Here is a 21,885-nt window from a genome sequence, read left to right on the forward strand (position 1 = left end):
GGCTGTCGTTTACAACTGAATTGGGCTGGGTATTAAAATTTTGATTTTCAGGACTTTTAAATACTTGTGCCTGGTCTTGTCCCAGAATCATGTTTCGTCCTACCTGGCTTTCTCAAGGGTTGATCCTTCGTACTCGGTTTTGGTCATTACCATTGGTTGCTACATAAGACTCATTTTGGTTTTTGCGTACAGAAAGTGTGGAGGAAAATCTGCAAGACAAGCAGGCTGAACACCCTATATCGTTGATTATCATTCATGGAATGAAAGATTTAGGATGTTATGACGAAAAAATGAATAACTACTTATGCTGCCAGGGAAATGCATAGGTCGGCTGATTCACATATCGCTCATGCGCCAGATTTAGCACAATGGACGCTAAGGGAGGTATTTCCAGAAGAAAATACCGACCGTCAATGGTAGTAGTTTGATTGCTACTTTCCTCTACATAATCTGTCATAAAGCTCGCCTTTTCAAAACTATGTTCTCCAAAAGCTCCAGCCTGCACCAGCAGGCTCTTACTTTCGGTCAGACTGAGATTGACCACTTCTACTGTGAGCATATCAGCGGAAATATTGCTAACCAGTGCCGCTACGTTCGGAGGAAGACCTGGACGTTTTGCCTCAGCATCAAAGTATCGCAAGCTAGCTCTCAGGAGTCCACCGAAGTAGATACTTTGCGGAGCGCCCATGGTAGTTTGTACCAACGCTTTAGTCAGTATCGGATTGTTAGGATGCAGTTCATCTCCCTCAATCATGCCTGGGTCTCGTTCATCTTTATGCATGAAATCTACCCTTCGGATGACTTCCTGTAAATCCGCTTTGAGCGCTTCTACCGGCCAGTCAGGATTCTTGCCGGCGTAGTACATCAGCCGGGCGTATTCACTTTTGCCCAAAGAGCGATCACTGATGCTCATTTCCTGAGCAGGGTCAAAAGCTTCTCCTTTTTCCCAGGTTTTGTTATCAAATTCTACCAAAGTATTCTGCCCCCAGATACCTTCATCAGAAAGCGGGCGGTATTTGCTGCCTTCCAGCAGCTTTTCTACCATCTGCCAGTCTTCTTCAGCCAAGGAGGCATGCCAGAGGTGGGCCAGGTCTCGCGCCATCATAGGGCGATAGCTGTACCAGCCTTCTCTTTTCATGCGGAAAGGAACCAGCATCTGTCCCTCTTCAGTATACTGAGCCCGGTTTATCAGCCCCTTAATTTGTGAACGAAGCAGGTCCAGGTACTTTGGATCTCCAGAGAGAAGGTAAGCGCATTCGCTGGCGTTGGACATAGCAGCAAACATCATCATCAGACCATAGCGGGCGTACCAACCATACAATCCGCCCCACCATTGTCCATTACGGTATTCACCGATTTTTCCGCTCAGGCCGATGTTATCCGGCAGCAGACCATCATTTTCTTCAATACGCTGCATCCAGGCATCTACATAATCCAGCACCCATTGCTTGTACTTTTCTTCTCCGGTGTAGAGGTATGCATTGGTGATCAGTCCAGTAATCCCCAGGTTGACTGGTACATCTGTACGGGTAACGACCTGATCGTAAAGAGCCTGAACTTCCTCTGTCCTCTGTGGATTTTCGTTCCATTCGGGCTCCAGGTTAGGCTCCACGGGGTAAAGTGAAGCGTGTCCGTAACGCAGGTTATATTCTGCACTGGAGGAAGCCAGTGGACCTTCGCTGCCGGTAAAAATAGATTTGACCAGGGTATTCTCCGGATCAAAGTTAGGGGCTTCCGGATCTTCGTTGAGATAAAAACCGGCAAACCTCCTGGCGCGGCGGACATTAGCCGGTAGTTGGGGAGCTGTCAGCCCCAGGTTATAGAACAGTGTCATACCCTCGCTGATATGAAAAAAATCATCGTGACGAGGAAATTCTTTGTGCAGGCGGTGATGGTAATTGATGGAGTCCCGGTAAAAAGTTGTATTGGTGCGGGTGATGGCATTGTAGGCCAGCAGGGATTTTTCATAGAGGTACTTATCAGCTCCTATGGTATAAAACTCCGGCCAGTTGTAGAACATCTCATATACATCGTCATATGGTCCCTCACCGTAAATGCTACCATCCTCCCGCATGAAGCGAGCTACAAAGACGGGCGTCGCCTCTTCCATTGTTCGGATAAGCAGCCGCTGAATGATAGCCCATTCCGGTGGTGCTTTCACATGCGTGGCTTTGATGCTAGGTAACTCATTCAGAAAATCTGTGTAACTATCTTTTGTTTGGCCGTGAAGTATGGTTGTAGAAAAGTTGAAGAGTAGCAGCGAAATGATATAAAATTTTCTCATGATAGTTTTCAGCTTGTTGCTTTTGATGTTTGATTCTTCAGTAAGTCCGATGGAACCCTAGGGAATTTTATGAAAGCCTATTTCATCTAAAATTCTAGGGTCAAGAAAGAATTGTTTTTCCTCCACATTTGTATAATCTGGAATCTCCTCCAATACATAATTGTTGGTGTATGTCACCTTGGTAGAATCCACCATTTCTGTAAGGTTAAGCCACTCTTCTCCGTGACCTTCCTCATCGCAGAAAGTACCATCCTGCTGGACGATGTTGATATTAAGCAGATCATTGGAGAGACAATCGTAGGATACATTTATATCAGAAAAAGAATCCTCGTTGAAGTCATGGTAGTTTATACCCAGGCCAATTCCTTCTTTGGTAATTCCTGCATTTACAGAGATGTCCTTAAAAACCGGATGACCATTCTCACCAATACCCCTATTTTCAAATAATTTATTACTGGTCAGGGCTTTTTCGTCGGTGCCGATTTTACGAATCTGGTTGCCATAAAACTCAGTATTTACAGCGTTTAACAAATAGATATCAAGGTCCTGATCCTGGTCAAAGTCAGAAAAAGCAGCATAGGTGGTGTAGCCGTCGTAGTCTAAGCCATAGTCAACCGACATCTTTTTAAACTGAAGAATGCTTCTGGCATTATTTCCCTGATTGACAAATTGCAGATTTCCTCTTTTGGCTTGTTCTAACCCTGAAACCCCCAAATAGAGATCAGTTAAATGGTCGTGGTTGATATCCACTACGGAAATCCTGGTGAGCCAGCGATCGGTACCAGTTCGTGAATGAAGCGTAATATCCTCAGACCTAAAACTCCCTAGGTTTAGATATAATCCGCTGGAAACCATATTACCTCCCATGTAAATGTCCGGCAGACTGTTGCCATTGAAATCCCCAATGCCTACCCCTCCATCACTATCACTATAGAAATAGTTAAAGTTAAAGATATTGATTGAGGCGGTGGGACGCAATTGGTTGATAAATTGAATGCTATGTTCACTCAGAGGTATTTGTCTGAAACCAGGCTCATGGAGATAATGACAAGCACCAAAAATAGGCGCTGTAATTAGTAAGGTGAGTAATTTTGACTGATGAGTAAACACGGAAATTACTTAAGGCTGAGTATTTCAATAAATTAATGGAAAAAGTGGAAAAACGTAATGAGGTTGAGGGCAATTTCTTCTAATTGTCAAAAAAGTGGAGGGAGTTGCAAAAAATTTAGAAAGCAATTTTCAAAAATTGAAAAAGTGCTGTAAATCAGAAAATGCCCGTGATTTTTAAACAGCTAATTTTTGCATTTTTTCACTGCTGAATCTTCAACTAAACTATAGCACTATGAGATTATTTATTCGCAGGAGAGAAAGTCTTTTTACCAACAGGTGACCCATTCGCGGATTGAACACCACAACACGATAGATCTGTATTTTACTTTATTTAAAGACCAGCAAAATTCCGAGTTGCTCAATAACCCGGACTTTCATGCTTCAGTATCTGCATGGTACTCCGGCCAGAGCCTATTATACCCCCTGTTTGTAGGGCTGGGCGAGGCAGATAGCACCATCTCCAGCAATAATGTTCCCCGGGATAATGACTGGAATGCTGAGGAGCACCGAAAAGTGACTAAGCATCTAATAGGGATCATGACGAAAGATAATACTCTGGCCGACTTTGAGACATTCAATAGCTTTTCAAAAACTGAATTTACAGGGCCTAAACTATTTTACCTATGTACACCAACAACCGTAGAGATTTCCTGAAAAAATCTGCACTGGCGGCTGGAGCCGGTATGCTTCCAGCTAGAATTCGGCAATCAAATGTTCCCCAAACAGCAAGATACAGCCCGTGGGAGGGGATTAGCCGTGAAGATGTCAAAATTACGGATGTTAAAGCTACGCTGCTTTCCTTCAAACTCCCCAACGATCAGCAGTGGGTAAGCTCTAAATTCCTGGTACCCAAAACCGATGCCTTCCTGGTAGAAATCTTTACCGATCAGGGGGTAGTGGGCATCGGTGAATCTAGTCCTTACCGGGGTATGGAGCGTATGAAAAAGTATGTTGAAGAGATCATTCGCCCTAACCTGATGGGGAAAAATCCTTTTGACGTAGAATTGCTTACCGCCAGCAGTGAAACAGCCTGGGCTGGCGTAGATGTCGCCCTCTGGGACATCATCGGCAAAGTAAATAATAAGCCGGTATATCAATTGCTGGCCGGAGAAGGTGATACAGATGCCCATATTCACATGTACGCCAGCGGCGGGGGGCAATTTGCCTGGTACGACAATCCTAACCAACTCATAAGCTCTGATGCATAAGGAAAAAGGCTATACCGCCTTCAAGTATCGCCTGGGCTCAGACTGGGAAGCTGAGGGTATCACGGTAGATGATTTTGTACCGCTGATAGCTAAGCTCCGGCAGGAAGTAGGCGATGACTTTGACCTGATGCAGGAACACAACATGCGACTTAACCTGGAGCAAAATCTGGCTATGGCATCGGCACTGGAAGAATATGATAATTTTTGGCTGGAAGAGCCCCTGAGTCAAAACCAACCGGATTCAGGGGATAATCATCTGAAAATTAAGGAAAGACTACCTACCGTGATGATTTCCGGTGGGGAAAATTTCAATACCCGCACGCAGTTTAATGAGTATATAGATCGGGATGCTTTTGACATTGTGCAAAATGATGTGAACCAACCGGGCTTACCGAAGGCTGGTATATCGCCCATATGGCGAATTTAAAGAACAAATACTGCGTCCCTCACCACTGGCACGGCGGCCTTACCACCATGGCCAATGCCCACCTGGTCGCAGCGATTCCCAATCGCCTGATTTTAGAGTTGAACCAGACCTACAATCCTTTTAAGGAAGAAATTTTCAAAGAACTGATGGTGGTCAGGAATGGCTATCTGGACGTGCCTGACCGTCCTGGTTACGGCATGGAACTGATTGATAATTTAGCCCGTAAGTTTCCTTACCTTGAGGGAAACTGGGCAATCACCAATCCCAATTTATCCAGCTGATTTTATTCTACCCAGGCCTGTTTCTCTGCCTTGGCAGGCAGCCTGTATACCTGCAGGCTGTCCTGATTTCTGCCTACCAGCAGCAGAGTGGAATTTCCGGCTGTTTTCAGCAATTCCATATCTCTAACCTCTTCATCGGCCAGAAAGCCACTTTCTGATAGCGAAAGAGGACGAAAACTTCGTTTGCCGGTAGAGAGCAGTATCAGGCCGATCCCCGCATCATTCCTGGAGGTCTCAACCTCCCAGTCGTAGTGATTACCTGCCAGAATCAGATCATCAAATCCATCCTGATTCAAATCAGCAGCACTGATTGCCTGCACTGCCGAAATCTGGGTTTGGATAGGAAGAAGCTGCAAGCTGAATGTTCCGTTTCCTTCGTTGAAAAGAATACATGAGGCTAATTGGTTGACCTCCAAGTGGAGTAAGCTGTCACTGGTTTCATCCTCCAGAATCTGTTCCATGGTCATGCTGGCAAAGCTGTGGTAATCCGGAAATTTGCGCTGCCAGGAAGGAACACGCGTAAGTATTTTATCCCTTCCTTGTACTGGATATGAATTACCATCTTGGTGATAAGCCATCAGAGCATCCAGCGAACCATTATTATCAAAGTCAGTGGCCTTCATCTCCAGGGGATGAGCTCTGGAGGCTTTGTAGGGGCTGTTCAAACCCTCATTGCCAAGCACCAAATCTATTTTTCCGTCCTGATCAACATCCTGAGCCAGTATGCTATTCCACAAGCCTGACATCCTGAGCTTTTGTGCGTGATCAACAAAATCAAGATCACGGGGCGGGTGTAAACTGCCATTCTGGTTTTCCAATAACAATGGAGCCATCCAGTGGCCTACAATTAGCAGGTCTTCATCCTCATCCTGGTCAATATCTGCCCACACTGCATCGGTGATCAGACCTTTGATTCCTAATTTTTGTTTATTAAATACGCCTCCTTCATTGATAAGCAGATAAGCGCTTTCTGCCTGAGGATAAGCTCCCGGAACTGAGGCACCGCCGACAAAAATATCCAGGTCACCATCTTGATCAAAGTCCGCCGATGCGATACAGGAATTGTTTTGAGATAAATCGGGAAGTTTAGCAGAAGAGAAATTACCTTTGCCGTCGTTGAGGTAAAGCCTGTCTTTTAGATGGGGGGAAGACGTTTCAAACTCATTACTGCCGCTGGCAACATAGAGATCCATATCGCCGTCTTGGTCAACATCAAAAAATAGCGCATCAGTATCTTCATTGTTCCGATCAACTTTCCAGACCGCTTGTTCTCTGGAACTAAATGTTTCATCGGAGTTTTGTAAATAAAGCTTGCCCGAAAAGCCCTTACTTCCTCCGAAGTAAAAGTCTTCCAACCGATCATTATTTACATCGGCTATCGCGATTACCGGGCCGTTAGAAGATAACTTATAGGATAGGAGCGGTTCCCTCGCAAAATCATCAAACGCTTCTTCCTGATGTAAGATCTCCACCAGGTTCAACTGCTGTAAGCGTGCTTGATTTACCTGACTCTTATTGTCTTTGTCTGGCATCTTAGCATCTTTCTGATCAATAAGAAGTAACTGATCGGCCGTCACATTCTTTAGAATTTGCTGCTTACCGTTGGGCCAAAAAACTTCTACTTCATCAACCTGCTTAAGACTGTCGGTACCAAAGTGTAAAATTGGCGGAACGGAAGATTGGAATCCACGACTAAGGCTGAGTTCCTGATACTGTTGCTGATCCTGGTACCTAATATTAACCCTGGCTCCTAAGCCAAAATGGTTGTCCTCTCTACCTCTGAATTTAATTTGCAGGAAATGTTGGTCGGTTTGCCGGGCAGCCACGTTCTCATAAACTGAGGCCTGGGCATTAAGATTATTCATCACCAGATCCAGATCACCGTCATTATCCAAATCAGCATAGGCTACACCATTGCTAGCACCCTGATAATCTATACCGAAAGATGAGGACACATCTTCAAAGCTCAGGTCACCGGCATTGTGGTAGGTATAGTTATGCAGAGGAGCTTCTGGAAAAAAACTCAGCATTTCAGAGAAAGCAGGTCGTTTCTGTCGGCTTTCGTTAATCCTGGTCCAGGCGTCTTTGTTCTGAATGTCACGAGCGATACCATTGGAAACGAACAGGTCCTTCCAGCCGTCATTATCCATATCAAAAAATAAAGCAGACCAACTCCAGTCAGTGCTGCTGACTCCAGCCAGTTGTCCTACTTCACTGAAAAGCGGTACCCCTTGTACATCGTATCCCTGATGAAGTTGCAAAGTATTTTGCATGTACTGGTAGTGGTAGTCTTCAGCCAGCATCCGGGAAAATTTATGCCGGTTCATGCCCACCATATTCGCCTGGTAACGATAGTGATCCGCCGCCCGCATGTCGGCGACAAAAATATCAGGCAGACCGTCATTGTTGTAGTCGGCAATATCAGCGCCCATGCTGGAAAAAGAAATATGCCGGGTGCTCTGTTTTAGCACGTCCCGAAAAGTGCCATCCTGCTGATTGATATACAAAAAATCCGGTTCAAAAAAGTCACTGCCTGCGTAGATGTCAGGATAACCATCGTTATTCAGGTCGGCAGCTGTGGCACTGAGGCCAAAGGCAAAATGCTGGATACCGGCTTCCTGGCTTACGTTGGTAAAATGATCCCCTTCATTGCGGTACAACTGATCGGCTTCTTCGGGAAGTGGACTGAATTTATTTTTGAAAATTTCTTCCTGATTAAAATTAAAGCGAATGGAGTGATTGACAAGGTAGAGATCCAAATCTCCATCCAGGTCGTAGTCAAAAAAAGTAGCTTGTGTACTGTAGCCATTGTCGTTGATACCCCAGTTGCGGGCTTCTTCTTTAAATTTCATGTGTCCCTGATTGATATACAGCAGGTTATTCCTAAAACCTCTGTCGCCAGAGCGGCAAACATAAATATCCAGCAACCCGTCATTGTTCACATCTGCCATGGTGACGCCCGTTGTCCAAAGGTTCTGGCTGAGAATGCCTGCCTGCCGGGTGATATCTTTAAACTTTAATGATCCCTGATTGTGGTACAGCCTATCGCCTTCCATATTGCCAGTAAAATAGATATCCGGTAACCCATCATTGTCCAGATCACCCACTGCCACCCCTCCTCCATTATACATGTAGGGATAAGTAAGGAAATTAGTACGTTCGTTTTCATGAATCAGGTTAGCGAAATCAATTCCTGTACTCGCGGGGCTTAAAGCTCTGAAAAGGGTAGGAATAGAAGTTGGAGGATCCTCCTGAGCAGGCTTACAGGATAAGTTAAGAAAAAGAAAAACAGCCAGGAAGAGCTGAAGGCTTTTCCTGGCATCTATACCTACTAATAAAACGTCTGATAGATACATCCGTTTAGTTTTATTCAGGGTACTGAGTTAAATTGGGATTTAGGTCAAGTTCTTCCTGGGGTATGGGGAAATATTCGTGTTGGCCTGCTTGCCAGCCCAGTGGTCCCAATACTTCCTGAGCACGTCCCTGACGCTTGAGGTCAAAGAAACGATGTCCCTCAAATACCAGCTCTATCCTACGCTCATGGTAGATTATTTCACGCAATGCTCCCTGTTCACTGATACTGATAGCTGGCAAACTGGCCCTGGCCCTCACCTCATTAAGTGGCACGAGCGCATCTGATGACTCTCCCAGTTCATTTAGTGCCTCAGCGTAGTTGAGTAGTACTTCAGCATAGCGAATGATGGGGAAATTAATATCAAAATTGTTGACATCATTCAGGGGTTGGCCTTCCGGAAGAAATTTACGGACGTTAGAATCCGTAAAGAACACAGTATTGGAACCTAGCTCAGGTGCCGGAAAAGGGTCCAGCACACCGTCTCCGTTGAGGTCTATAGAATCATTGGCATCCACCAGAAGCAGTGAAGCTTTACGTCTCATATCATTTTCTTCAAAGGATTCAATGAGGTCAACACTCGGCGTAAACCAGTTGGCCCAGCCAATCATTGGACTCCACATTACACTGTAGAGATTTTCAGACTGTCCACTCCAGAAACTTGGTGCTCTGGCTACTGACTGCATTTCAAAAATAGACTCTTCGCTATTTTCGTTGTGGCCATTGAACATGCTGCCGTAGTCATCTATCAGATTATACTGGTTCAGGTTGATCACTTCCACACTGGCATCAACTGTTTCCTGCCACTTTTGCTGGTAGAGGTATACCCTGCTCAGTAGACCTAAAGCCGAGCCCCGGGTAGCTCTGCCCAGTTCTGCCGCATCTACGGGCAGGACATCGGCAGCTTCAATGAGGTCCTGCTCTACCTGCGCATAGACCAGTGCCTGGTCAGATCTTGAAAGATTACTATATTCATCGCGGGTAAGTACTTCAGTTATTAGAGGAACATCACCGTAGGAGATGATCAGCGTAAAGTAGAAAAGCCCCCTCAGAAACTTTGCCTCAGCCGCAAACTGGCGCTTAATGGCATCATCCATGTCAATTTCAGGCAGCTTTTCCAATAAAATGTTGGCCCTAAAGATGCCCCGGTATGAATCGTACCAGCGAGCTGTAAAAAAGGGGTTATCGGGCACCCATCGGTAGTCACTGATGGCTTTATAATGGAAGCCAAAGTCACCATTGTCGCCGGTCTGTTCGTCTATATTGTCAGAGGAAGACTCACCGAGCGGGAATATAGCATCCCGGTAGTAACCTTTCTGCCCTACAATATCATACACTGCAGTAAGTGCCTGTTCAGCGTCCTGGGCATTCTGGAAAAAGTTCTCGTCTACCACACCATTCTGGTATTCTTTGGTCACAAAGTCTTCGCTACAGGCTGCCATGAGGAGTAGTAGCGAAATACAAACTGAATTTTTCAGGTATTGCATAGTTCTTAAATTTTATGCTTAAAAGCTTACGTTTACACCTATTGTATAGGTCCTTGCCTGTGGATACAGGTCCTGGTCCAGGCCATTGGCGGCGGTATTGTTTCCGTCAAAACCAATTTCCGGGTCATTGCCGCTGTAATTAGTGAAGGTCAGCAGATTTTGCCCGGCGATATAGGCTCTGAGCCTGGTAATCCCCAAGCTGGATAGTAACTCAGGTGAGAGATTGTAGCCCAACTGAAGATTTCTTAAGCGAAGAAAAGAGCCATCTTCCACGAGGTGAGTTCCCACTCTTACGTTCTGGTTAGGGTCGGTGACTATTGGTCGGGGGATAGAATTACTGCTTCCCGGGCCATTCCAGGCGTTGACCACGGTACTGCTTTTGTTAAAGGCCCTACCGGAAGACTCCCGAATTGACCTGCCCAGGTTGAGTATTTCATTACCCTGCACACCAAAAAGTTGGAAGTTAAGGTCAAAATTACCGTATTGCAGACTACCGTTGATTCCATAAGAAAAATCAGGCACCGGGCTGCCGATAATCTGACGGTCGTCACCGGTGATACGGCCATCTCCATTCAGATCTCGGTACCTGAAATCACCGGGAGCAGTGTCTGACAGCTGAAATGGTGTGCTTTCGTCTCCATCTACTGCGTTGGCCTGCCGTACTTCTTCTGGTGTCTGGAATAGTCCTTCAGTCACCAGGCCATAGAATACGCCCAAAGGCTGCCCCACCCGGATCAGGGCTACAGCACCCGAACCTGAATAAGTAGAAGCTACGATTTCATTCAAGATGTCAATATCTACGACTTCATTGTAGAAAGTAGTGAAGTTAAGTCCAATGTCATAGGTAAATTTGCCGGTTGCTTTGCGGTAGTTGGTGCTGAATTCAAAACCTCTGTTGAGTAGTTCACCCACATTATCTACGGTCTGCGTGAGTCCTGAAATTCCGGCCAGCGGCAGGGTGAGCAACATATCGGTACGTGTTTTTTCAAAATAATCGGCAGTGAAGGTAAGTCGGTTGTCCAGTAGCCCCACATCCGCACCAATGCTCCACTCAGTAGCGGTTTCCCATTGTATATTTGGGTTACCCAACTCTAGCAATGCAGCTCCTAGGCTGGAAGATCCGGTCTGATTACCAAAAGGATAATTAAACCCGGTATTAAGGGCTGCCAGGTATTTGAAATTTCCGATGGCATCAGAACCTACCTGTCCCCAACCACCTCTGAGCTTGAGATCATTGACAAGCTGTGAGTCAAAAAAGTTTTCTTCAGAGATTCTCCATCCGGCAGAAAAGGAGGGAAAGACACCAAATTTATTATTAGGACCAAATTTTGAAGAACCATCTCGCCGGATGTTAGCGGTCAGGAGGTAGCGCTCGTCAAAATTGTAGGTAAAACGACCAAACACAGAAGCCAGTGATTCTTCGGTAAAGGAGGTAGTGGAATTATTAATCAGCGCACTGTTGGTTACTTCGGTAAATGCATCAGAATCATATTCCGCATTGGCAGATATTGACCTGATATCAAAATTCTGGGCTGAAGTACCCACCATGAGAGAGAAATTGTGTTTGCCCAGTGCCTTCTGATAAGTAGCAAAATTTTCCCAGAGCCAGAAGGTAGAGTTAACAGCTGATCGGTTTACATTGGAGTATAGGTCTTCCAATAGTCCTTCATGGTAGGGCGGTTCAAAGAAATAGGTATTGCGTCCGACAATATCTGTTGAGAAACTGGTGCGAAAAGTTAGGCCTTTGATGGGTTCAAAATTTACGTAGAGATTACCCAGTAGCCGGTTTTCCACATTATCTCTCTCCGGAAGTAATTCACGGGAGGCTGCATTTCTTCTTCTTTCCAGGCGTGTATCGGTGGGTCCGGCAAAAGTACCATCATCATTGTACACCGGCTGAGTGGGTAGCATCTGGTAGATTTCTGTGAAAGAACCATGAATAAAGGTTCGGTTGCCCGAGCCATTGTCATAGCGGGAGGTACGGCTGAATGCCAGGCTATTCCCTACCGACCATTTATCAGTCAGCTGATTATCAGTATTGACCCGGAAAGACATTCGCTTATGAAAGGTTTCTATCATGATCCCCTGGTTGTTGAAGTAGTTGGCTGAGACAAAATAGTTATGCTTCTCGTTACCGCCGGAAAGTGAGAGCTGGTGATCCTGTATGTTACCGTTGCGCATCAGTACATCTTTCCAGTTGGTTCCCTCGCCCAGGGCGGCAGGATTGTCAAAGGGTGCGTCCTGACCTGCTGCGGTGAATGCCTGGTTCATATTTTCTGCAAATTCCTGTGCGTTCAGGGGACGGGGCAGATTGGTGGTGGGTACCTGTAGGCCGTAATAGCCATTGTAGCTGAGGGTAGGCTGGCCACTACTTCCACGCTTGGTAGTGATCAGCACAACACCATTGGCAGCTCTTGCTCCATAGATCGCGGCAGAAGCCGCATCTTTGAGTACCTCAACTGACTCAATATCATTGGGGTTTAATGAGGCCAGCGGATTAGTGGTTTCGCTATTGCCTGCGCCAACAATCACGCCATCAATTACATACAAAGGATTACTGTTGTTGATCGCACCTATCCCACGGATACGTACGCTAATCCCTCCTCCGGGCTGCCCACTGTTAGACGTCACGTAAACGCCAGCCGCCATACCCTGAATGGCCTGGTCAAAACTAGCTACCTGTACTTTCTCCAAGTCTTCTCCCGAGACAGAAGCAATGGCACCGGTAATGTTACTTTTCTTCTGGGTACCGTAACCAACCACCACCACTTCTTCCAGTGAAGCAACGTCTTCAGTAAGTTGTACATTGATCTGGTTCTGGTTGCCTACTTCTATCTCCTGCGACAGGTAACCGATAGAACTCACAATCAGAACAGGGTTGGCAGACTGTACCGAAAGACTGAATTTTCCCTCTATATCTGTAATGGTACCGTTGGTAGTACCTTTTACAAGAATGTTGACTCCGGGAAGTGGTGAACCATTACTTTGATCGGTGATGGTACCGTTGATCGTTCTGACCTGAGACCAGGCCTGTGGTAAGCTGCTGAACATGAGCAATAACCAGCATACCAAAAGTAATTTGGATTGTGAACTTTTGTGCATAGTAAATATATTTGGTTGTTGTTTAAAGCTCGTCGCAGCCGAAAGCAAACCATTCATTCATTTTTCAGACGGATGAAAATCTCATAATTTAAACGTTATATCTGAATGGTTTTTTGATATTATAATAAGGTATGCATTATATCATTATAATAATTCATTATTTTTTGCATATAGTAATACTGTTTTAGCAAAACTACACCAAGCAATTCCCTTACTTAATTTTTTGTTAATCTGGGATTGGGTTTTAGATATTTTCCACTTACGAAAGGAAATTTTTTCTCAACGTCCTCAATGATTTCAACACCAAATCCCGGCTTATCGGGTAGTTTCATATAGCCATTTACGACGACAAGCGGTTTCTTGAAAATTTTGTCTTTTAGCGGATTGAAAGTCTGGTTTAGTTCGCACATATGTCCGTTGGGTACGCCAGCTACGAAGTGCAAATTAGCCATGGTGGTAAGTCCGCCGTGCCAATTGTGGGGACACTGAAGCCGTCCATAAAGATTGGCCATTTGTGCAATATGCCATCCTTCACTGATTCCAGTAAAATTACAGTCAGATTGTATGATATCATAAGCGCCACTATTGATCCACTCCATCAACTGCAGCCGGTTGGTAAAACGCTCTCCGCCAGAAATCATCACAGAGGGCATTGCCTCTTTAATTTGAAGGTGTCGTTCTACCGCTCCTTCTTCCCACTGGTTCATAGGTTCTTCAAACCAGTAAAACTTAAGATCTTCCAAGGCAGGAGCCAGTTGGTGTACTATAGCTTCCAGCGAATGAGGGTGCTTTTCCAGCATCAGCTTAAAATCCGGCCCGACTGCTTCTCTCAGTTTACGTAGTACTTCAATGTGCTTTTCCAATGTCATCCCGCTAAATTCCCAACTGGTGCCGTTTCTTAACTTAAAAGCATCATAGCCTTCTTCCTTATAGCGTAGTGCTTCTTCTATCAACTCCTGTTCGCCGTTGCGATACCATGCATGGTTAACCCCACCGCTGGCATATATTTTCATCTGGTCGGGAGGCTCAAGATCCTGTGCCAATAGCTTATAAACAGGATATCCTTTGACTTTACCAATGATGTCCCAGCAGGCATTGTTGATGCCTGCATAGGCTGCCCTGGCCAGGTAATCCAGATGTGAACCACCAGCGGTAAAGAAGTCCATGTCAAAAGGATTTTTGCCTTTTATGTAAGGCGTAATCCTATTCATGTCTTATAAAAGTTGTAAATTAGGTTGAAAAAAAAGGGAGGTAAACAGATGGAAGAGAGTTGGGGCATGCAAGAGTTTATGGGAAGTGCAGTAGAAGATAAACGCGAGGCAAAGAGTTTGTCACTGATGGCTGATCGTCTTTTAGCTAACCCTGAGCTTTCCTTTAGTAGTGCAGTAGGAGAGAATTTCCGTAAATCAGCCTGGCGGATATTTTCCAAACAGGAAGTAGACGTCAGCTACGGCCACTATAGGCAAACGAGCAAGCGCTGTGCCGACCAGGATGTGGTTTTGGTGAGTCAGGATACAACAGACTTGAATTATGCCAGTCATGTCGCTACTGAAGGTCTGGGCGACTTAGGCGGCAGTCATGTAAATCCAGGGCTTTGCCTGCATACGGCCATGGCTCTGAGTGAGCAGGGAACGGCTTTGGGCCTGGTAGGACAAAAGCTGTGGCCTCCCCAATCCACAGGACGTACAAAGCAGGTGCAGTTTTATCCTTTAGAAGAAAAAGAAAGTTATCGGTGGGTAGAAGCCCTACAGTGGGTGGATCAGCATTTAGCTAAAGCCAAGAAGGTGATCGTAATCTCCGACAGAGAATCTGATTTTTATGAGTACATGGCTGCTCGCCGCTCCAAACATGTAGAATTACTCTTCAGGGCACATCATCTCAACCGAAAGGTGCATTATGAGCAAGAAAAGATGCTTCTTAAAGAAGTGGTTTTTCCCAATACTACTAAAGTAGAAGTTTACCTGCCCAGGACCAGCAAGAGAAAAGAGCGTAATGCTAAGCTGCAGGTAAGCTGGGGTAAGATCACATGCCCTGTCCCTACTTATAAAAAAGGAGAAGATATTGACTTATGGGTGGTAGTAGCTCAAGAAACACATACTCCGGCAGGAGAAGAACCGCGCAGCGAACCGCCTCTGCTATGGTATTTACTCACTACCATCAATATAGAAGATCAAGCTGCTGCTTTGCTGATGATAGATTATTACCGGAAACGATGGGTGATTGAACGCTGGCATATGGTGCTGAAGAGTGGTATGCAGATAGAAAAGCTACAGTTTGATACTTTCACACGACTATCTCATGCCATTGCTATGCTCTGTATTGTAGCCTGGCAATTGATCTGGCTTAAGCATCTGGCAGCAGAAAGTGCCCAATTAGCTGCAGAGAAAATATTTGAACCGCTACAAATAGAAGTCTTAGAAAAGCATAGTGGCAGAAAAGAACTCAGTGTACAGCAGGCATTGATCATCATCGCTGCCCTGGCCGGGTTTACGCCTACTAAAAAGCAGCCCTTCCCTGGAGAAAAAACCATGTGGAGAGGGTGGGCCATCTTCTCTCAACTCTGCCATGGATACCTTCTCGCTTCGCAGATAAATTATGAGACAGGATAAGGGCGTAATCTTGCTGTCAGTGTAGGCTTTTATTTTGTTCGGCTCGCTATAAGGGCTACCTTCCCCAATTCCAACTATTCCCTGATCAGTATATACTTCTACAAGACATGCATCAGTCTTCCAGACCATATAATCTCCCACTTCCCAAAGTGGTCTTTCAGGATGCACATAGGACAGTGGGGTGATTTTAACATCTGTTATTAAGATCTCTTCCCGACTTATTGCTGACAATGGATAAGGAGTGATGCTCTTTGATTTGATAGAAGACGAGGGTTTTTTCTTAGAGAGTGCCAGTGGAGAAATACCCGCCAATGCAGCATTTTTCAAAAATTTTCTTCGCTTCATAGGTATGAATTAGATTGTTGCTCAAGTATATTTATTTTTAATTGATGTTTGATTGTAAAATACAGGTCTACTGAAACTACCAAATTTTTTACTGACATGAAATACAGACCACAAACCTATTTTCTACTTTTCTTCTTTTTCACTTTAGAGTTTGCTTGTGCTCAGCAGCTCACCATGAGTCGTGAGGAAATGATTGCTCTTACACCTAGCTGGGAGGGTGAAAGGTTTCCCGATGGCCGGCCAAAAGTTTCAGATAGTATATTGGAAAGATTGAAAAATATCTCGTTGGAGCAGGCGTGGTCGGTACTGAGAGGAGAAGGTTATACCCACCAGTACGAATATGGCTGGCAGAATATCCATCCTGGTGATGTCCTGGTAGGTCGGGTACTGACAGCTCAGTATATGCCAATAAGACCAGAAGTAAGGGCACAACTGGAAAAAAAAGGCGCAGAAGAAGGGCGTATTGGGGATATGGTCTCCTGGCCTATTGACATGCTGGAACAGGGTGATGTATATGTGGCTGATTCTTATGCTAAAATATTAGATGGGCCCATTATTGGGGATAACCTGGGTACGGCAATTTCCGCCAAATCTGGAAATGGAGTGGTACTTAATGGAACTGTACGCGACTTGGATGGGCTAGCTAAAATTGAGGGCTTCACTTCTTTTATCAGGGGTACCCACCCATCTTATCAGCAGCAGATGATGCTAACCGGTATTAATGTACCCATTCGTATTGGCCCAGTGACAGTAATGCCCGGTGATCTGGTATTAGGCAAACTGGACGGCGTGATCTTCATTCCGCCGCACTTGGCTGAGAAGGTAGTCAAAACGGGAGAACTGGTGATACTGAGAGATCAGTTTGGACATCAGCGACTACGGGAGGGTAAATATACACCCGGCCAGATAGACGCTCGCTGGAGCGATGAGATCGAAAAGGATTTTTCGCAATGGCTGGAAGCTCATATAGATGAGCTTCCTGTTTCCCGAGAGGAAATACAGGAGTTGCTTAAAACCCGTACTTGGTAATATTTAATGCTGCTTAAAAACTAGGTAGTCGTAAAGAGTGTATGATAATGAATAAAAAGTAATGAATGCATTGTTAGATAGTTATGTGCGAAATAACAATCGCGCGGCGAACCGTCCAACTCAAATGCGCTTATTGCTCAAGTGTCAAAGTATTAATAATTTGGGCTGTGGTCTATAATGTATCTTCTTGGTTTCGTTGATTGATGATTTCCTTCATGATTCCAAAATGGTGTAATGCCTTCTTGGAAAAGCGGTAATCCTGCGTACGCACCTCCTGTTCTTGGCCCTCAAAAAGGTGTTGCCCCCTCAATATGCTTCGCGGCCGCCGCCTTTAGATTAGCAGCATGTTAAAATTCTAAGAAAGCAGTTGTTGCTACTATGAGGTTAATATGTGGGTAACTCGCCGGGACGCCGGTCGATAGAGTTATCCATATATTAACCTCTCATACGCCAGCTTAAGTACACTAAGGCCGCCGCCAGGAGAAAGACCTACACCGCGATTTAGACTTGGGCTGGTTTTTAAGATAAGCTTCAAATAGAAATTTAGGTTTAAGACCTAGTAATAAGCGGGGCGCCCCGTGGCGCTTTGATAGTATCTTGATCTTATAACCAAACTACAACGTCTATGAACCATTTGTTTTTCATCGGTATTGATGTTAGCAAAAACACATTGGATTTTGCAGTCCGGAACCAGACACATCAACTCTTCCACATCAAAGTGGATAATTCGCAAGTGGGGATACAGCAATTCAAAGCAGCCTGCTCAGCGAATAACGTTACTCTTGGAAGTAGTTTAATTTGCTGTGAGCACACTGGTATCTACAGCCAAAATATTTTGACCCTGGCCACTCAAGAGCACCTCTCGCTATGGTTAGAATCTTCGTTGCGCATCAAAAGATCACTGGGACTACAACCTGGTAAAAGTGATCGGATAGACGCAATCAGAATCAGCGAATACGCTTTTCGGTACGCAGACAAAGTAGTGAACTGGCAAGCAGAACGGCAGGTAATCATTAAACTTAGACAGTTAGTGGGGCTTAGAAAAAGGTTGCTTAATGCCAAAAGCATCCTAAAGGTACCCTTGTATGAGGTAGCTGATTTTCAAGATAGAAAGCTACAAAAGGAGATGGAAAAACTCAATAAAAAACCTATTGAGGCATTGGAAAAGCAGATTGCAGAAGTTGAAAAAAAGATCAATGAATTAATCAAAGAAGATGATTCTCTTTTCCATCTATTCAGTTTAGTCACTTCGGTAGAAGGGGTAGGACCAGTGGTGTTCTGAGAAATGGTCATTGCCACTAATGAGTTCAAGCTCTTCAGTTGTCCGAGAAAGTTTGCTTGTTATGCTGGGGTAGTTCCGTTTGAACATAGCTCTGGAATAAGCATCCGAGGGGGAACAAGAGTAAGCCATATTGCTAATAAGCGAGTGAAAAAGCTGCTACATATGGCCGCATTAGCGGTAATATCGAAACAGGGTGAGTTAGCAACTTACTACCACCGAAAAGTAGAGGAAGGAAAAAACAAAATGTCCGTTATCAATGCTGTTCGCAATAAGCTTATCCTTCGGGTTTTTGCTTGTGTGAGAGAAAATAGAAAATATGAAAAAAACTATATGCCTGCCCTTGATTAAACCATAGAAATCGTGGTGTTTTCCTTTCCTACCACATGCCTTTCACTTGGGAGCACCTTAGCGAAGCTCGGCCAATCATCCGTGTAGTAGGTACCCACCGAGAGCTTTTTGAGCTTGTGCAGTAAATGCTTGCCGGTCTGTGCGTCGCGGCCTCCCCATTCATGGGCAATGATTTCCCTTTTATCGAGGCTATATGCGTATATGAGCCATTTCTTCCTCCCTTTTTCACCTATAAATGTCCAGAATTCATCCAACTGCACACTCAGATAATAGGCCGAGGGAGGTTGCCATTCTCCTTGTTGGCAAGACAACCGCCCGATGCTGTCCAATACATACTCCTTTGATATCCCAAATATGTGAGCACAGTCTCGTACACCGACATTGCAGACCAAGGCACGCTTTACCAGCGGTTTTATCCAGGGTTCTGCACCCCTATACTGATAATCTGATTGGAACTGCTTCCTACATCCATGCTTGCAGTAGTAATTCTGTTTTCCGTCAGTCTTGATACCATTCTTTATTACGTTAGTGCTATGGCAATGTGGGCATTTTAAAGTTACTATGTGTTTCATATTTTAGTAACCCCATGTTGCCTTTTTAGATATATCGGCTAATTATACATTCTGAACCACAGCCGGTATAGATAATGCGGAAAATGGGTATAGTTGGGTATGTTATACCTTTAATTTATTGTAAGTATATATTGCTCCTTTAGTCAACTTGCTAGCCTGGCATCTTCTTGAGAAAGGCAATAATAAGAACTGCTAATCAAACTGATATACAATTATTTATGTCATAATGTTTGTGCCAAAACATAAACTAAAAAGTGTTTGAATTTGAAATAAGAATAATGTAAAACTTTGGTCAAGTAGTATCACGAGAAACATACTTTATACCCTACACCTTATTAAAAACAAATGCATGAAGTTGTAGAAAAGGTTTATTTTTAATATAATGTTTTGTTTCAGCTACTAATATCCAGCCACAACTACCTATGAATTATAATTTATCGGGTCTATTTGATGAAAATCCCTTGAGCACTGATAAGAGACTGTGGGAAGAATTCAGGCTAGGAGACAGGGCTTCTTATCAAAAGCTGTATAGTCTATACCTGACTGACTTATATAATTATGGCTATAAGATAATTCCGAACCGAGCTGTCGTCACTGACCAGATTCAGGATCTGTTTATTGATCTGTGGAAGTATAAGGAAGGGCTGTCTGAAGTCAAAAGCATCAAAAGTTATTTGTACCGCTCTTTAAGAAACAGGATCATCAAAGAGGTAAGTCAGAATAAATACATTTTCAGTGATATGGAGGCCACTTATGCGAATTCTCAGGTAGTTTTGCCATTTGAGAACAAGATCATAGAAAGTCAGACGCAATCAGAAACCATCAAAAAGCTGGATAAGGCCTTTATTGCATTATCTAAACGCCAGCGTGAAGTGATCAACTTACTTTTTTATGAAAAACTTTCTTACGAGGAGGTAGCGGATATTATGAGCATTAACCTGCGCTCTGTATACACCCTGGCCTGGAAAGCATTGTCCGTATTACGTAAAGAATTGACCTGCCTGATCTTCGCTGTATTCGTATACCTCCTTTTCAACGAATACTAAGGCTGCCTACCGTACTCCTTAACTCCCATTTAAACTATCGTAAAAAAATATTTCAAAAATAAAGGATAACTATTTGGGCTTTCTGACTCTTGCTATAAAAGAGTCAGTTAATGGATTATCAAAATTACAGTGTTGAGGATTTTGTTCTGGATGAAAAGTTCAGGAAATGGGTATTGAACCCGGACAAAGAACTCAATGATTTTTGGATTGAATGGCTGGATTTGTACCCTTACAAGGCGGCCGATGTAAAACAGGCTATTGTACTACTTCGGCAAATATCAGTACGTTATGATGGCCTCAGTGAACAGCAGCGCTCTTCTATGAGTTTTGCTATTGAAGAGGGGATAGATGCATGGGAAAAAAGCAAAATGCAGGAATCTCCTGAGCGGATCAAAACGGTTCCACTCAATGCATATGCAGTTACACATCAAAAATTAAGAGCATCAAAAGTAAACAAAAAGTGGTCAGGAACTTGGGTCCTTAAGATAGCGGCTTCCATAGTATTTATATTCGGAATGTTTTATGGATTTTACCATAACACCCAAGAGGCAGCGCAAGTATCGGAAATAGAATATACTGAAGTAGTTAAAGAAAACCCTTATGGACAAAAGCTTACAGTATTTTTAGCCGATGGTTCAAAAGTGATACTGAATGCTGGCAGTAAGATCAGTTTTACTGAACCCTTCCATCCTGATCACAGAACAGTAAACTTAGTAGGAGAAGCTTTTTTTGAAGTTGCCCAGGACAGTTTAAGGCCTTTTCAGGTAGAAAGTGCGGAGCTCACTACAATAGCCATAGGCACTAGCTTTAATATAGCTGCTTATCCGAATGACAGCTTTATAGAGGTATCACTTAGCAGTGGAAAAGTAAAAGTGAACTACCATGAGCGCATAGGAAGTGATACCGCAGGAGTATACTTTTTGCTCCCCGGAGAACAGCTCGGGTACAATAAAAGAAAGCAGCTTTTAACCAAAAGAACTTTTGATATGGATAAGGTGCTGGCCTGGAAAGAAGGGGTTATTTATCTGGAAAATGAAGATCAGGCTACGGTAGTCAAAACCCTGGAGCGATGGTACGGAACCCAAATAAAGGTAGAGGGGCAGAGTGCTTCTGAATGGAGTGTGACGGCCAAATTTGATAATCAATCGCTCAAAAGTGTGCTCACCTCCTTGAGTTATACCATGGGATTTGAATTTGAAATCAAAGAAAATCATGTACTAATCAAATATCCTACAAATACCTAAACTATGAACATGGAATATACAGACACTTGCTAAGGTAAGCAGCCAAAGCTTTTACAGGCAGGGCTACAAATCGCCTCTTTCTCTTTCTTGGTTATGCTGATGTCTACATTTGCAAGTAGGCAATTTGTCAACCCAGGCAGAGGAGAGAAAGGTACTTAA

General features: G+C 44.2%; 17 protein-coding genes and 1 pseudogene. 10 read left to right on the top strand and 8 right to left on the bottom strand.

All coding sequences use genetic code 11. The features are described from left to right. Positions 1 to 298: 298 nt before the first annotated feature. Both OKW21_RS07815 and OKW21_RS07820 read right to left on the bottom strand, forming a co-directional pair. The gene (locus OKW21_RS07815) at positions 299 to 2,284 is read right to left on the bottom strand and encodes a DUF8034 domain-containing protein (protein ID WP_277478859.1); all 1,986 of its coding nucleotides are present in this window, start codon (positions 2,282 to 2,284) and stop codon (positions 299 to 301) included. Positions 2,285 to 2,341: 57 nt separating this feature from the next. Further along, positions 2,342 to 3,394: an FG-GAP repeat domain-containing protein gene (locus tag OKW21_RS07820; protein WP_277478860.1), complete on the bottom strand. Its 1,053-nt coding sequence runs from the start codon at positions 3,392 to 3,394 to the stop codon at positions 2,342 to 2,344. A gap of 276 nt (positions 3,395 to 3,670) precedes the next feature. Here OKW21_RS07820 and OKW21_RS07825 point away from each other — a divergent pair, with 276 nt between their 5' ends. The 4 genes from OKW21_RS07825 to OKW21_RS32850 are packed head-to-tail and all read left to right on the top strand — an operon-like array spanning position 3,671 to position 5,310. Further along, a complete protein-coding gene (locus OKW21_RS07825) occupies positions 3,671 to 4,048 on the top strand; it encodes a hypothetical protein (RefSeq protein ID WP_277478861.1) in 378 nt (125 codons plus the stop codon). Next, complete coding sequence (locus OKW21_RS07830; RefSeq protein WP_277478862.1) at positions 4,018 to 4,602, top strand: twin-arginine translocation signal domain-containing protein; 585 nt, start codon at positions 4,018 to 4,020, stop codon at positions 4,600 to 4,602. The genes OKW21_RS07825 and OKW21_RS07830 overlap by 31 nt, the downstream gene beginning before the upstream one ends. Then, entirely contained in the window at positions 4,595 to 5,029 is a 435-nt protein-coding gene (locus OKW21_RS32845) for an enolase C-terminal domain-like protein (protein WP_477099972.1), read from the top strand. The genes OKW21_RS07830 and OKW21_RS32845 overlap by 8 nt, the downstream gene beginning before the upstream one ends. Continuing rightward, positions 5,017 to 5,310 carry an enolase C-terminal domain-like protein gene (locus OKW21_RS32850; protein WP_477099973.1) on the top strand — a complete coding sequence of 98 codons (294 nt, stop codon included), beginning with the start codon at positions 5,017 to 5,019 and terminating at the stop codon, positions 5,308 to 5,310. Before OKW21_RS32845 ends, OKW21_RS32850 begins: the two co-directional genes overlap by 13 nt. Positions 5,311 to 5,312: 2 nt before the next feature. Here OKW21_RS32850 and OKW21_RS07840 read toward each other — a convergent pair whose 3' ends face one another. The 4 genes from OKW21_RS07840 to OKW21_RS07855 all read right to left on the bottom strand — a co-directional run bounded on the left by OKW21_RS07840 (position 5,313) and on the right by OKW21_RS07855 (position 14,462). After that, entirely contained in the window at positions 5,313 to 8,666 is a 3,354-nt protein-coding gene (locus OKW21_RS07840; protein WP_277478863.1) for a VCBS repeat-containing protein, read from the bottom strand. 10 nt (positions 8,667 to 8,676) lie between these two features. Further along, a complete protein-coding gene (locus tag OKW21_RS07845; RefSeq protein WP_277478864.1) occupies positions 8,677 to 10,149 on the bottom strand; it encodes a RagB/SusD family nutrient uptake outer membrane protein in 1,473 nt (490 codons plus the stop codon). Between the two features lie 18 nt (positions 10,150 to 10,167). After that, the gene (locus tag OKW21_RS07850; protein ID WP_277478865.1) at positions 10,168 to 13,251 is read right to left on the bottom strand and encodes a SusC/RagA family TonB-linked outer membrane protein; all 3,084 of its coding nucleotides are present in this window, start codon (positions 13,249 to 13,251) and stop codon (positions 10,168 to 10,170) included. A gap of 215 nt (positions 13,252 to 13,466) precedes the next feature. Further along, positions 13,467 to 14,462 (bottom strand): mandelate racemase/muconate lactonizing enzyme family protein, encoded by a 996-nt coding sequence (locus OKW21_RS07855; RefSeq protein WP_277478866.1) that lies wholly within the window; start codon positions 14,460 to 14,462, stop codon positions 13,467 to 13,469. Positions 14,463 to 14,486: 24 nt separating this feature from the next. Here OKW21_RS07855 and OKW21_RS07860 point away from each other — a divergent pair, with 24 nt between their 5' ends. The 4 genes from OKW21_RS07860 (at position 14,487) to OKW21_RS07875 (ending at position 18,864) form a co-directional block, all read left to right on the top strand. Next, the gene (locus OKW21_RS07860; RefSeq protein WP_277476848.1) at positions 14,487 to 15,860 is read left to right on the top strand and encodes an IS4 family transposase; all 1,374 of its coding nucleotides are present in this window, start codon (positions 14,487 to 14,489) and stop codon (positions 15,858 to 15,860) included. Positions 15,861 to 16,301: 441 nt separating this feature from the next. Then, complete coding sequence (locus OKW21_RS07865; protein ID WP_277478867.1) at positions 16,302 to 17,234, top strand: RraA family protein; 933 nt, start codon at positions 16,302 to 16,304, stop codon at positions 17,232 to 17,234. 625 nt (positions 17,235 to 17,859) lie between these two features. Continuing rightward, on the top strand, positions 17,860 to 18,516 hold the full coding sequence (locus tag OKW21_RS07870; RefSeq protein WP_277478868.1) for an IS110 family transposase: 657 nt from the start codon (positions 17,860 to 17,862) through the stop codon (positions 18,514 to 18,516). A gap of 3 nt (positions 18,517 to 18,519) precedes the next feature. After that, a complete protein-coding gene (locus OKW21_RS07875) occupies positions 18,520 to 18,864 on the top strand; it encodes an IS110 family transposase (RefSeq protein ID WP_277478869.1) in 345 nt (114 codons plus the stop codon). Here OKW21_RS07875 and OKW21_RS07880 read toward each other — a convergent pair. Both OKW21_RS07880 and OKW21_RS32700 read right to left on the bottom strand, forming a co-directional pair. After that, complete coding sequence (locus OKW21_RS07880; protein ID WP_420870136.1) at positions 18,861 to 19,373, bottom strand: IS1 family transposase; 513 nt, start codon at positions 19,371 to 19,373, stop codon at positions 18,861 to 18,863. The two genes, OKW21_RS07875 and OKW21_RS07880, sit on opposite strands and share 4 nt — an antisense overlap. Next, positions 19,356 to 19,436 (bottom strand): annotated as a pseudogene (locus tag OKW21_RS32700) (transposase-like zinc-binding domain-containing protein); the annotation flags it as partial. The gene OKW21_RS07880 and the pseudogene OKW21_RS32700, both read right to left, overlap by 18 nt. Positions 19,437 to 19,858: 422 nt before the next feature. Between OKW21_RS32700 and OKW21_RS07885 the strand changes: the two are divergent. Further along, the gene (locus OKW21_RS07885; protein ID WP_277478870.1) at positions 19,859 to 20,482 is read left to right on the top strand and encodes an RNA polymerase sigma factor; all 624 of its coding nucleotides are present in this window, start codon (positions 19,859 to 19,861) and stop codon (positions 20,480 to 20,482) included. Between the two features lie 110 nt (positions 20,483 to 20,592). After that, the gene (locus tag OKW21_RS07890; RefSeq protein WP_277478871.1) at positions 20,593 to 21,726 is read left to right on the top strand and encodes a FecR family protein; all 1,134 of its coding nucleotides are present in this window, start codon (positions 20,593 to 20,595) and stop codon (positions 21,724 to 21,726) included. Positions 21,727 to 21,885: the final 159 nt, after the last annotated feature.

This window comes from Catalinimonas alkaloidigena (assembly GCF_029504655.1).
In the GTDB taxonomy this organism is placed as follows: Bacteria; Bacteroidota; Bacteroidia; order Cytophagales; family Cyclobacteriaceae; genus Catalinimonas; species Catalinimonas alkaloidigena.

Bases quoted from the DNA above. Each gene is read 5' to 3' on its own strand.
- OKW21_RS07875 (WP_277478869.1), top strand. From the start codon at position 18,520: ATGGTCATTGCCACTAATGAGTTCAAGCTCTTCAGTTGTCCGAGAAAG.
- OKW21_RS07830 (WP_277478862.1), top strand. From the start codon at position 4,018: ATGTACACCAACAACCGTAGAGATTTCCTGAAAAAATCTGCACTGGCG.
- OKW21_RS07850 (WP_277478865.1), bottom strand. From the start codon at position 13,251: ATGCACAAAAGTTCACAATCCAAATTACTTTTGGTATGCTGGTTATTG.
- OKW21_RS07855 (WP_277478866.1), bottom strand. From the start codon at position 14,462: ATGAATAGGATTACGCCTTACATAAAAGGCAAAAATCCTTTTGACATG.
- OKW21_RS07865 (WP_277478867.1), top strand. From the start codon at position 16,302: ATGAAATACAGACCACAAACCTATTTTCTACTTTTCTTCTTTTTCACT.
- OKW21_RS32845 (WP_477099972.1), top strand. From the start codon at position 4,595: ATGCATAAGGAAAAAGGCTATACCGCCTTCAAGTATCGCCTGGGCTCA.
- OKW21_RS07845 (WP_277478864.1), bottom strand. From the start codon at position 10,149: ATGCAATACCTGAAAAATTCAGTTTGTATTTCGCTACTACTCCTCATG.
- OKW21_RS07885 (WP_277478870.1), top strand. From the start codon at position 19,859: ATGAATTATAATTTATCGGGTCTATTTGATGAAAATCCCTTGAGCACT.
- OKW21_RS32850 (WP_477099973.1), top strand. From the start codon at position 5,017: ATGGCGAATTTAAAGAACAAATACTGCGTCCCTCACCACTGGCACGGC.
- OKW21_RS07815 (WP_277478859.1), bottom strand. From the start codon at position 2,284: ATGAGAAAATTTTATATCATTTCGCTGCTACTCTTCAACTTTTCTACA.
- OKW21_RS07840 (WP_277478863.1), bottom strand. From the start codon at position 8,666: ATGTATCTATCAGACGTTTTATTAGTAGGTATAGATGCCAGGAAAAGC.
- OKW21_RS07890 (WP_277478871.1), top strand. From the start codon at position 20,593: ATGGATTATCAAAATTACAGTGTTGAGGATTTTGTTCTGGATGAAAAG.
- OKW21_RS07870 (WP_277478868.1), top strand. From the start codon at position 17,860: ATGAACCATTTGTTTTTCATCGGTATTGATGTTAGCAAAAACACATTG.